At 35.8% G+C, this 11439-nt stretch carries 12 protein-coding genes; 8 read left to right on the top strand and 4 right to left on the bottom strand.

Going from position 1 to position 11439, the window contains the following annotated elements; translation table 11 throughout:
• The first annotated feature begins 360 nt into the window (after positions 1-360).
• The gene (locus Q0Q99_RS06585; protein ID WP_293893244.1) at positions 361-921 is read left to right on the top strand and encodes a GNAT family N-acetyltransferase; all 561 of its coding nucleotides are present in this window, start codon (positions 361-363) and stop codon (positions 919-921) included.
• Here Q0Q99_RS06585 and Q0Q99_RS06580 read toward each other — a convergent pair whose 3' ends face one another.
• On the bottom strand, positions 922-1152 hold the full coding sequence (locus tag Q0Q99_RS06580) for a VF530 family protein (protein ID WP_293893242.1): 231 nt from the start codon (positions 1150-1152) through the stop codon (positions 922-924).
• Positions 1153-1387: 235 nt separating this feature from the next.
• Positions 1388-2911 carry a S8/S53 family peptidase gene (locus Q0Q99_RS06575; protein ID WP_293893239.1) on the bottom strand — a complete coding sequence of 508 codons (1524 nt, stop codon included), beginning with the start codon at positions 2909-2911 and terminating at the stop codon, positions 1388-1390.
• A 101-nt stretch (positions 2912-3012) separates the two neighbouring features.
• On the opposite strand from Q0Q99_RS06575, the gene smpB reads away from it, so the two are divergent.
• Positions 3013-3465 carry an SsrA-binding protein SmpB gene (gene smpB / locus Q0Q99_RS06570; protein ID WP_293893236.1) on the top strand — a complete coding sequence of 151 codons (453 nt, stop codon included), beginning with the start codon at positions 3013-3015 and terminating at the stop codon, positions 3463-3465.
• Here smpB and Q0Q99_RS06565 read toward each other — a convergent pair.
• Positions 3462-4766 (bottom strand): T9SS type A sorting domain-containing protein, encoded by a 1305-nt coding sequence (locus tag Q0Q99_RS06565; RefSeq protein WP_293893233.1) that lies wholly within the window; start codon positions 4764-4766, stop codon positions 3462-3464. The two genes, smpB and Q0Q99_RS06565, sit on opposite strands and share 4 nt — an antisense overlap.
• Positions 4767-4768: 2 nt before the next feature.
• Positions 4769-5410, bottom strand: a complete 642-nt coding sequence (locus tag Q0Q99_RS06560) for a protein-L-isoaspartate(D-aspartate) O-methyltransferase (protein WP_293893230.1) — start codon at positions 5408-5410, stop codon at positions 4769-4771.
• A 154-nt stretch (positions 5411-5564) separates the two neighbouring features.
• Here Q0Q99_RS06560 and Q0Q99_RS06555 point away from each other — a divergent pair, with 154 nt between their 5' ends.
• The 6 genes from Q0Q99_RS06555 (at position 5565) to Q0Q99_RS06530 (ending at position 11434) form a co-directional block, all read left to right on the top strand.
• Positions 5565-6533 carry a Gfo/Idh/MocA family oxidoreductase gene (locus tag Q0Q99_RS06555; RefSeq protein WP_293893227.1) on the top strand — a complete coding sequence of 323 codons (969 nt, stop codon included), beginning with the start codon at positions 5565-5567 and terminating at the stop codon, positions 6531-6533.
• A gap of 72 nt (positions 6534-6605) precedes the next feature.
• On the top strand, positions 6606-7493 hold the full coding sequence (locus Q0Q99_RS06550; RefSeq protein WP_293893224.1) for a 3-hydroxyacyl-CoA dehydrogenase NAD-binding domain-containing protein: 888 nt from the start codon (positions 6606-6608) through the stop codon (positions 7491-7493).
• Between the two features lie 93 nt (positions 7494-7586).
• Entirely contained in the window at positions 7587-8831 is a 1245-nt protein-coding gene (locus Q0Q99_RS06545) for a DUF1015 domain-containing protein (protein ID WP_293893221.1), read from the top strand.
• A gap of 13 nt (positions 8832-8844) precedes the next feature.
• Complete coding sequence (locus Q0Q99_RS06540) at positions 8845-9489, top strand: YggS family pyridoxal phosphate-dependent enzyme (protein ID WP_293893218.1); 645 nt, start codon at positions 8845-8847, stop codon at positions 9487-9489.
• A gap of 24 nt (positions 9490-9513) precedes the next feature.
• A complete protein-coding gene (locus tag Q0Q99_RS06535; RefSeq protein WP_293893215.1) occupies positions 9514-10875 on the top strand; it encodes an exonuclease domain-containing protein in 1362 nt (453 codons plus the stop codon).
• A gap of 31 nt (positions 10876-10906) precedes the next feature.
• Positions 10907-11434: a hypothetical protein gene (locus tag Q0Q99_RS06530; protein WP_293893213.1), complete on the top strand. Its 528-nt coding sequence runs from the start codon at positions 10907-10909 to the stop codon at positions 11432-11434.
• Positions 11435-11439 lie beyond the last annotated feature (5 nt).

Genomic DNA, 11439 nt, shown 5'->3' with positions numbered 1-11439 from the left:
AGTTGAAGAACCTTCTGAAGAATCAGAAGAACAAGATACCACAGTGAACACGATTGCTAACGGCAACAATGCTCTAAACATTTTTGCTTTCATAGTAGTAGGTTAAGTTTTTAATAAAGTAGATGTGGGGCAAACACTTTATAGATATTAATAATTGACAGAACGTATTGTTTGATTTGGTTAGACAATTTTACACTTTTTAACGTTTAAAGTACAAATATAATCGATTAAATACACATATTTATATTTTATATAAGTAATTTTCCTATAATTAATGTAAATTAATTAATTTTTTTAACTTTTAAAAGCACTCACCTTTTCCATTTCCAATCTAAATTTTATAATTTTACAAAAAAAGCCATGCTTACAATAAATTTTCATCCTTTCCAAAACATAGAAACCGAACGATTGCTGTTGCGCCGTTTAAATAACGATGATGCTGCCGAAGTTTTATCCCTTCGCAGTAATCCGGATATCATGAAATATATTCCCCGGCCTTTGGCAAAAACTATTGAAGATGCTTTGGCGCATATTGCTATGATTGAAGATAAAATTGTCGACAATACAGGAATTAATTGGGGAATTACAATAAAGGGCGAATCAAAAATCATTGGAATTATTGGTCATTATAAAATTTCACCCGAGAATCATCGTGCTGAGATTGGGTATATGTCGGCCCCAGAATTTAATGGGAAAGGATATATGTCAGAAGCGATAAAAGCGGTGGTAGCTTATGGTTTTGAGCAAATGAACCTCCACTCTATTGAAGCTATTATTGATCCTGAGAATATTGCTTCTGAAAGGGTTTTACAAAAAAATTGTTTTGTGAAGGAAGCTCATATTCTTGAAAACGGGTTATGGGAAGGAAAATTTATAGATACGGTTATTTATTCTTTACTAAAAAGGAATTGGAAAAAATGATTAGTTGCTGAGCTTTGGTAAAGTTCTGATGTATATTTCTTCTACTTTTTTTCGTGCCCAATCTGTTTTTCTAAGGAATGTCAGACTTGATTTTACACTTGGGTTATCCTTAAAACATTTTATGTTTATCAATTCGCCTAAGGTATCAAATCCATAAAAGGAAACTAAATCTTCCACTATTTTTTGAAGTGTAATTCCGTGAAGCGGATCTTTAGAAGTATTGTTTTGCATGATGTAAAATTAGCACTTAATTTATAAACTTTCACATCTATACAATAAGCCTTTTCAATTACAAAGTGAGGAGGTGCAGGTTACAAACTGGGGTTCAGTTCATACAGAATAAGGGAAAGTACCTAAATTTGAACTTGTTTTTGCAGTTAAATCAGGAAAAAAATAAAAGCACTTATCCATCATGAAAAAACCACCCCGAAAATTGAGATGGTTTTTCATTATAAGAATGTATTTGTTATTGAACAGCTAAAAAAGCATTTATGTTTCCATAGCCATATTCATTGCTTTTGTTTGGATACAAACTTGCCGATTCTTTCATTTTTGCTAACACCTGATCTCTTGTCCAAAATGGATTTTTAGACCAGACTAAGGCAGCAATACCTGCAGTTGTTGCCGTAGCGACGGAAGAACCGCCAACGTAATCGGTTTGGTTTTCATAATAACTATCTACAGGAACGGTATTTCCGGAAGTAGCTCTTTGCATCACCACAGTAAAATCAACTTTACTTCCGGTATGACAAACGTCGCAAGCTTGGAAAGTTGCACCTTCTTTAACACCGGTTACTGCAACCGTTTCAGGCATCCATGCAGGGAAAATTACACCCGCAAAAGTGGTAAAACTTGTTGATGTTCCCGCAGCGCAAAAGATTAATTTTCCCTTTCCGTACGCAAATTTGATAGCATCTTCAATTTTTCCAACGGAGAAAACATAACCCATCGACATGGATATTATTCTAACATTAGCATTATTTCCTAATGCGGTGAACGCTTTTTTCACGCCTTCCTGCTCCTGATAACCGTCAAGAACAACATTATAAGCGGCGCGATACGTAACCAAATTAGCATTATAGGCGACTCCAACAGGTAATCCCCTATCGTTTCTTGGTGCAGTAGCAACCGAAGCCATGCTGGTTCCGTGTCCGCATAAATCATTTACACCATCAGTGGTGGTGCTCCACGGCCAAATAGAGTCGACATAAACACCATTTTTTTGAATCGTTCTTCCTGTTGAAAATCCGTTATTGAAATTAGCACCCAAGAGCGATTGGTTTGGTGAAACTCCGGTATCAATGATTCCAATGGTTATACCTCTTCCCGTGCTTACCGTCCATGCATTTGGAATATTATGCTGATAAAATGTCCAAGGCGCTTTTGCATTTGGCGTTACCGTTGTGTAATCTGCTGCAGCTAAAACTTCTGACTCATAGCCACAACCTGAACTTGTACCAACGCTCGAGTTTGCTCCCACCCCTGAACGGTATTGTGCATCCCGGACCGCTATGTATTTATAATCTCCAGGCTCGAGATATCTAATGTATTTGGATTCCCGCAATGCAATAATAGTTTCCTGCTTAGAAATAAGGACATCAATTAAATTCAAATCCGGATCAGCTGAAAGTAAAGCCTTGTCTAAAGTTGTGTCCTCATACTTTGTAATAATTGACAGCAATTCATTTTGAATTTTAATACTGTTGGACGTTTTAGCTCTTTCGAAATTAGCTTTTGAATTACCAAAACCTATGGTGACAACATTGTTCCCATTGACTACAGCGCTCCACAGCAAATGCGAATCGGCATCACGCCAATTGAAAGTACCTTTCGAATTCATTGCCTCATCAATTTTCGAATTAATTTGAGCAGGTGTTAAAGGTGTTTTTTGATTTTCGGGGATTACTATGGATTTATTGTCCGGAGAATCTTCTTTTGCACATGATAGAATCAATGTTAAAAGAAGTAATGAGAGTATTCTTTTTGGCATAATTAGTTGGTTTTAATTTGTTTGACTCAACTAATGTAATGATTTTATAATTAATTATATAATTTTCAAGAAACTTGATTTTACATTACATTTGTCCTTCCATGTTAAAGACAATAAACATATTAAATAAGCGCGCCAAGTTTGATTATGAAATAATTGAAAGCTATACGGCCGGCATAGTTTTAACGGGGACGGAGATAAAATCTATTCGTTTAGGAAAGGCTAATATTACTGAAGGTTTTTGCGAATTTCATAGCGGAGAGTTATTTGCCATCAATACTCAAATTGATGAATATCTTTACGGAAATCAATTCAATCACAAGGCAAAAAGCGAGCGTAAACTTTTATTAAATAAAAGAGAATTACGAAAACTCGAGAAAGCATTTGACACCAAGGGACTGACTATTATTCCCTTGAAGCTTTTTACCAATGAAAAAGGATTGGCCAAATTAGATATTGGTCTTTGTAGAGGAAAGAAAACCTATGATAAACGTGAAAGCCTAAAAGAACAAGATACGAAGCGTGATTTGGACCGAATTAAGAAATCGTTTTAGTTCTTAACAATTTTTTTGGTGACAAACTTTCCGTCTTTTTGAATTTTTACAAAGTACAATCCATTAGAAAAATTCGAAGTAGTTATAGTGCCTGAAATTAAATTTTCAACAACAAAAACTCTTTTGCCTAAGCTATCATAGATTTCAACTTTTGAATTTTCAGCATTTTCTAAACGGATGTAATCTGAAAACGGATTTGGCAAAGCAGTAAATTTTTCTAATTCATTTTCTCCCACGGCCAGCAGACAAGTTGTACTTGGGCCACCACCGGAAACTGTAGAAAAAACACCGTTGTTGACATTCCAGGTTTCCCAGCTTCCACCTGATAGTTGAGGATTTGGTGAATAATTCCAACCATTTGTAAGGTCAAAATAGTTGGTACCATTCATTGTGCCGGGAACTTTATAAGCCATTATTGAGTTCCACGACAAGGGCTGCCCAGGCGTACAGTATGGATCCGGCACACCCCAAAAGCAATTCGGACCAATAAAATAAGCAAACTCCTGATAATTTGGATAATCTCCATACACGTGTGCAATTCCGTCAGTACCAACGCAGACAGCAACATATTCGTTACACGCTATTCCGTAAGCTGATGGACTGTAATCTGTCATAATCCTTGCAATAAAAGCGGTATGACGACCTCTTCTGTCGGGGTTGTCGTAGTGTGTATCGGTTATTACGTTTCCTAAAAAAGGGACATTTAAAAAATCTCTATTTGGCGTTCCGGTAAAGCCGTCAATTGTAACATTTGATGCATAAGGGTTGTTCATTGCCTGAGCAGAAGTTACACTACCATTTTGTGCTGTGAAATAATACCCTCCGAGAATTGCCATTCCGGCACTTGTTCCGCCAATTGGCGCATGTTTTACATTAATATGTTGATTGAGTAAATCTTCTAACGCGTTATTCTTAAAATAAGAAATATAATCCCATTGATTACCACCAGCAAACCAAATCATTTCAGCATTGGCAATCTTGTTCAAAACATACGGATTTGTTGCACCGGCAACAGATGTAATTACTAGGGTTTCTACTGAATTAACAGTTGCACCCAATCCAGAATATAAATAATCATTGTAGCCATTACTTCCTGTAGAACGCAAGACGACAACATCTCCACCATTAGCCTTTTGCAATAACCATCGCATGGCATTATCGTTTTCTGTTGCTCCGCCCATCATGCAAACACCAAATTCCGGTGTTGTGGTAATGTTAGTTGCATTTCCTGTAAAATAAGAAGTGTATCCTTGTGAAAAGCTAAGTAATGGCAGGAGGCAAAAAAGTAGAAGTCTTTTCATAATTAGTTTTTATTTTCTAATAAAGGTACAAATCTAAAATCACCAAACTCATGTTTTTCAAATTGGGTTTCGTTTTTACGGATTAACAAAGTCATAATTTGTTCCTCTTTTCCTAATGGAATTACTAACCTACCTCCTATTTTTAACTGAGCCATTAATGGTTTTGGAATGATTGGTGCACCAGCCGTAACAATAATACTGTCGAATGGCGCATGATTTGGCAATCCTTTATAACCATCACCAAATGACAAATGTTTTGGACGGATTCCTAATTTTGGTAATAATGCCAAAGTGGTTTTGAACAATTCGTTTTGCCTTTCAACAGAATAAACTTTTGCTCCCATTGCAACAAGAACTGCGGTTTGATAACCTGAACCTGTTCCAATTTCAAGAATTTTATGTTCCTTTTTTACCTCCAATAACTGACTTTGAAACGCAACCGTATAAGGCTGTGAAATGGTTTGTCCGGCACCGATTGGAAAGGCTTTGTCCTGATAAGCAAAATCTTCAAAACTGGAATCTAAAAACAAATGCCTTGGAATTTTACGAATGGCATCTAACACGGTTTTATTGGTGATTCCTTTCGTTTCTAATAGTTTGGCTAATTGATTTCGAAGTCCTTGATGTTTGCTGGTATCTTTCAATTCGGGTAATAGTTTATTGCGTAAAAATAACTTTTAAATTTCAAAAAACAAATAAACATCGCTACACCTGACAGGTTTTTAAAACCTCTCAGGTATAGTAAACTTTTCTTTTAAACTTTAAACTAAAATGCTACTTTTGATAAAATTTATTCCTATGCTTAAAGTTGGCGTTTTAGGTGCCGGTCACCTCGGAAAAATACACTTGCGTTTATTGCAACAATCTGAAAAGTATGAACTCGTTGGTTTTTATGATGAAAATCACGAAAACGGAGCCAAAATCGAAGCCGAATTTGGATACAAACAATTTGATACTATTGCCAAATTAATCCATGCTGTAGATGTTGTAGACATTGTTACTCCTACTCTTTCACATTACAAATGTGCCAAGGTTTCTATCAAATCCGGTAAACACGTTTTTATAGAAAAACCTATATCCACAACAGTGGAAGAAGCCGAAGAAATTATTGCTTTGTCCAAAGAATACAATATCAAAGGACAAGTTGGACATGTTGAGCGTTTTAATCCAGCGTTTACTGCGGTGAAAGATATGATTGAAACTCCAATGTTTATCGAAACGCATCGTTTGGCGGAATTCAATCCGCGAGGTACTGATGTTCCCGTGGTTTTGGATTTAATGATACACGATATTGATGCCATTTTGAGTGTAGTAAAATCAAAAGTAAAATTCGTTCATGCAAGTGGCGTTTCGGTTTTGAGTCAGTCACCAGATATTGCTAATGCCCGAATTGAATTTGAGAATGGTTGTGTGGCTAATATTACTTCGAGCCGAATTTCGATGAAAAATATGCGTAAATCCCGTTTCTTTCAAAAAGACGCTTACATCTCTGTAGATTATTTAGACAAAACCTGCGAAGTAGTAAAAATGAAAGAAGCTCCGGAAACTCCGGGCGATTTTGATATGATTTTACAAAATGCAGAAGGCGACCGTAAACAGATTTATTTCAACAATCCTGAAGTTAGCCATAACAATGCGATTCTTGATGAATTGGAAACTTTTGCTGATGCCATAAATAACAACACTACTCCAATTGTAACGTTAGAAGATGGAACAGAAGCGTTGCGCGTGGCTTACATGATTATCGACTCCATGAATGAAAAATAAAAGTTAAACCGCAAATTCGCAAATTGAAACGTTTAATTTGCGAATTTGCGGTTATAAATTAAAACCAAAATAATGAAAACAATTGCTGTAATAGGCGCAGGAACCATGGGCAACGGAATTGCCCACACTTTCGCACAAAGCGGTTTTACCGTAAAATTAATTGATGTTTCTGAAAAATCATTGGAAAAAGGAATGGCGACTATTGCCTCAAACCTTGACAGAATGGTAAGCAAAGGCACTATAACCGATGTGGACAAACACAAAACAATTGCAAATATAATTACCTATACAGATATAAAAGATGGCGTTGTTGGAACAGATTTGGTTATAGAAGCAGCTACAGAAAACGTGGATTTAAAACTTCAAATCTTCAAGCAATTAAGCGATGTTTGTGAGCATAATGTAATTTTAGCAACCAATACGTCTTCGATTTCTATTACACAAATTGCAGCACAGGTTGTGCATCCGGAACGCGTAATAGGAATGCACTTTATGAATCCGGTGCCGATTATGAAATTGGTAGAAATCATTCGTGGTTATTCGACATCAGAGGAAGTGACTAAAATCATTATGAACTTATCAGTTAAATTAGGAAAAACACCAACCGAAGTAAATGATTATCCGGGCTTTGTTGCTAATAGAATCCTGATGCCAATGATAAACGAAGCAATCGAAACTTTATATAATGGCGTTGCAGGAGTTTATGAAATTGATACCGTGATGAAGCTTGGAATGGCGCATCCAATGGGACCATTGCAATTAGCAGATTTCATTGGATTGGACGTTTGCCTTTCGATTTTAAACGTAATGTACGACGGATTCAAAAATCCAAAGTATGCTCCTTGCCCACTCTTGGTGAATATGGTCATGGCTGGAAAAAAGGGAGTAAAATCAGGAGAAGGTTTTTATGATTATTCAGAAAGCAAAAAGGCTGAGAAAGTTTCAACCCAATTTAAATAAAATTAACCCCAAAGAACACGAAGAAGGCACTAAGCACACAAAACCCTTCGTGCTCCCCGTGAAAAACTTTAGTGACCTTCGTGGTTAAGTAACATGAGCAAAATAATCCCTTTTAAAGCGGTTCGTCCTACGCCAGATAAAGTAGCGCTGGTAACTTGCAGAAATTATGACGATTATAGTTCGGCTGAGCTTGCTGCTTGGTTGAGTTTTAATCCGTATTCTTTTTTGCACGTCATCAATCCTGCTTATATGCATTCGCAAAAAATCACTTTGGACAAACGTTTTAAAGGAGTTGCCCATAAATATCAGGATTTTAAAGAAGAAGGTATTTTTATGGAAGAAGACAAAGCCGTTTTCTTTTTATATGAAATTCAGAATAAAGTCCAGACTTTCACTGGCTTTGTTGCCGGAACTTCGATTGAAGATTATAAAAACAATATCATCAAAAAGCACGAAGACACATTGCAATATCGTGTGGAATATTTCAAGGATTATTTGCATCAGACAGGTTTTAATACGGAACCTGTTTTGATTACTTATCCTGATAACGAAATCCTGAATTCCTGGATTATCGAGAAGAAAAAAAGCAACCCGATTTACGATTATTCCACTACAAATAAAGAAAAACATCAGCTTTGGAAAATCGAAACTGATGAGGAAATTCAATGGTTGCAAAATCAGTTTGAAGAAATTCCGGAATTATATATTGCCGATGGCCATCACCGCTCGGCCTCCGCAGAATTATTATACGATGAAGACAAGCATCTTGGAAACCAAAACCTAAACTATTTCATGAGTTTCCTGATTGCGGAAAGCAATGTGAAAATCTACGAATACAATAGAATTATAAGGGATTTGAATGGTTTTAGCAAAGAAGATTTTCTGGAAAAGTTGGCCAAAAATTTCATCATCAAGGACAAGGAACTGGAATTGTGGAAACCCCAAAGCAAATTTGAATTTGGAATGTATCTTGACGGACATTTTTATGCTTTGTTTTACAAGCAGGGCTCGAGCGTTAGCGAACAGGCGAAGCAAAATAAACAACCTTCAATATTAGAAAATCTTGACGCGCAGATTTTATATGATAAGGTACTGAAACCAATGCTTGGAATAGAAGATTTGCGAAACGACGAACGCATTGAATACATTCCGGGAAAACAATCTATTTCAACCATAAAGGAATTGGTTGACGAAGGCGAATTTGAAGTCGGTTTTATGTTATTTCCATCCGATATTTCAGAAATCAAAGCTTTGGCAGATAACAATTTGATTATGCCTCCAAAAAGTACTTATATCGAACCAAAGTTCCGCAGCGGATTGATGGTTTATGAATTGTAATAAGAAATTAAAAATGTCAATCAAGGACAACTTACTTCAAATAAAATTTTCTCTTCCTTCTTCTGTTACTTTAGTAGCGGTTTCAAAAACCAAACCGGTTTCCGATTTAATGGAAGCTTACAATGCAGGACAACGCATTTTTGGCGAAAACAAAATTCAGGAAATGTCCGAGAAATGGGAAGAAATGCCAAAGGATATTCAATGGCATATGATTGGTCATGTGCAAACCAATAAGGTCAAATACATGTCGGAATATGTGAGTTTAATTCATGGAGTTGACAGTTTGGATTTATTGCAAAAAATCAATAAACAGGCTGCGAAACACAATAGGGTTATTGACTGCTTACTTCAAATTTATATTGCAGAAGAAGAAACAAAATTTGGTTTGGATGAAAATGAATTGAATGAGATTCTTCACTTCGTTCAGAATGGCAAAAACGGAATGCAAAACATAAAAGTCATTGGCTTAATGGGAATGGCAACATATACGGAGAATCACGAGCAAATCAAGAAAGAATTCCTGAATCTGAAATCAATTTTTGATAAACATAAACAACTCACAACGCTTTCAATGGGAATGTCCGGCGATTACAAAATAGCTATTGAATATGGAAGTACAATGGTTCGAATTGGAAGTAGTATATTTGGAGGAAGATAAAATTAGAAAACAGATAAAAGACTTTTGTACGCAATACTCGACATAGAAACCACCGGAGGACAATTTAATGAAGAAGGCATTACCGAAATTGCTATCTATAAATTTGACGGCCACGAAATTGTAGACCAATTCATCAGTTTGGTAAATCCTGAAAAACCGATTCAACCCTTTGTGGTAAAGCTAACAGGAATAAACAACGCGATGCTGCGTTCGGCACCAAAGTTTTATGAAATAGCCAAACGTGTCATCGAAATTACAGAAGATTGCATCGTCGTTGCCCATAATGCTTCGTTTGACTATAGAATCCTGAGAACAGAATTTAGTCGATTGGGTTATGATTACATAAAACCAACGCTTTGCACGGTTGAATTGGCACAGAAATTAATTCCGGGACAACTTTCCTATAGTTTAGGAAAATTGGTTCGGGCACTTGGAATTCCCGTAACAGATAGACATCGCGCCAGCGGTGATGCCTTGGCAACTGTGAAATTATTTAAAATGATTTTGGCAAAAGACACTGAAAAAGAAATTTTGATCAGTTTAATTAAGGCGGAAATTAAATCGGGTCTGACTCCGAAATTATTAGACATAGTAGAGAGTTTACCAAATAAAACGGGTATTTATTACATTCATAATGAGAAAGGTGATTTAATATACATCGGCAAAAGCCGGAATATCAAAAAGCGTATTAATCAGCATTTCACCGGAACATCAGGAAAAAGCAAAAAAATCCAGCGTGAAGTTTTTGCCGTTACCTATGAAGTTACCGGAAGTGAATTGGTTGCGCTTTTAAAAGAAAGTGAAGAAGTTAAAATCAACAAACCGGTTTATAACAGGTCGCAACGCAAGACTATTTTTGAATGGGCATTATATTCCGAAAAGGATGAAAATGGTTTTTTGGCTTTAAAAGTTCAAAAAGCTGATGGCCGAAAAAAAGAGATTACTTCCTTTACTTCTATACAAGAAGGCAAAAATTCGTTGTTGAAAATTACGGAAAAACATAATTTATGTCAAAAAATAAATGGCTTATATGAAACTAAGAACGGTTGTTTTCAGTATAAGATAAACGAATGTAAAGGCGCATGTTTAGGTAAGGAATTGCCCGAATTATATAACGAGCGCGTTCACGAGTTCATTCAGGAAATGAAATTCGAAAATGACAATATGGTCATTATTGATAGAGGAAGAACGGTTGATGAACGTTGCGCTGTTTTGATTGAAAACGGGATTTATAAAGGATATTGTTTTTATGAATTGAATTATCAGATTAACAATATCGAAATCCTGAAAAACATTATTATTCCGATGCAGAATAACCGTGACACGAGAACTATTATCCAGACATACCTTCGTAAAAATAAAGTGTTTAAAATCTTGAAATTTTAATTATTTGATATTATAAACTAAATCAATTTCAATGAAAAAAACCCTAATCATCTTTGCTCTTGTCATTATTTTATTGGGATGTTCTTCTTCACAAAAGACCTATACCAACACATTTAGTGAAAGTTTTTGTAAGGAACGGACAATAATTTTTACATTGAATCAGCCAAACTCCATCGAAATTGAAATGATTGGACCTACCGGCGGACAAATACCAAAGCGGCCCAACGCACGCAGGTGTTTTGCAAAATCGATCGAAAAATTAGCGGAAGAAACACACTTAAACATGCAATATCGGGAGCTATATCAAAAAAGTAATGATTCCGAAATTCATATTGAAGCAACCCTGGATCGCATTTTTTGGATTTTCACATTGTCTACAACTGAGATGAAGGCAAATATGAAATACACGGTTCCGGAATATGATTTGACTTATGAGTCTAGTGGTATTTTCAAAAAGTCACTAGGACTTTTAGGCGAGGAAAACACCTTAATTAAGGCAATGAAAAATGCGAATTATCTTTTACTGAAGGAATTCGATAAAAATAATGAGTTCAAATAAATAAT

The organism is Flavobacterium sp. (assembly GCF_025352425.1).
GTDB lineage: Bacteria > Bacteroidota > Bacteroidia > Flavobacteriales > Flavobacteriaceae > Flavobacterium.
This window is presented reverse-complemented; position numbering and strand designations above follow the sequence as displayed.

Coding starts and splice junctions, on each gene's coding strand:
- Q0Q99_RS06585 (WP_293893244.1), top strand. CDS start 361: ATGCTTACAATAAATTTTCATCCTTTCCAAAACATAGAAACCGAACGA.
- Q0Q99_RS06580 (WP_293893242.1), bottom strand. CDS start 1,152: ATGCAAAACAATACTTCTAAAGATCCGCTTCACGGAATTACACTTCAA.
- Q0Q99_RS06575 (WP_293893239.1), bottom strand. CDS start 2,911: ATGCCAAAAAGAATACTCTCATTACTTCTTTTAACATTGATTCTATCA.
- smpB (WP_293893236.1), top strand. CDS start 3,013: ATGTTAAAGACAATAAACATATTAAATAAGCGCGCCAAGTTTGATTAT.
- Q0Q99_RS06565 (WP_293893233.1), bottom strand. CDS start 4,766: ATGAAAAGACTTCTACTTTTTTGCCTCCTGCCATTACTTAGCTTTTCA.
- Q0Q99_RS06555 (WP_293893227.1), top strand. CDS start 5,565: ATGCTTAAAGTTGGCGTTTTAGGTGCCGGTCACCTCGGAAAAATACAC.
- Q0Q99_RS06550 (WP_293893224.1), top strand. CDS start 6,606: ATGAAAACAATTGCTGTAATAGGCGCAGGAACCATGGGCAACGGAATT.
- Q0Q99_RS06545 (WP_293893221.1), top strand. CDS start 7,587: ATGAGCAAAATAATCCCTTTTAAAGCGGTTCGTCCTACGCCAGATAAA.
- Q0Q99_RS06540 (WP_293893218.1), top strand. CDS start 8,845: ATGTCAATCAAGGACAACTTACTTCAAATAAAATTTTCTCTTCCTTCT.
- Q0Q99_RS06530 (WP_293893213.1), top strand. CDS start 10,907: ATGAAAAAAACCCTAATCATCTTTGCTCTTGTCATTATTTTATTGGGA.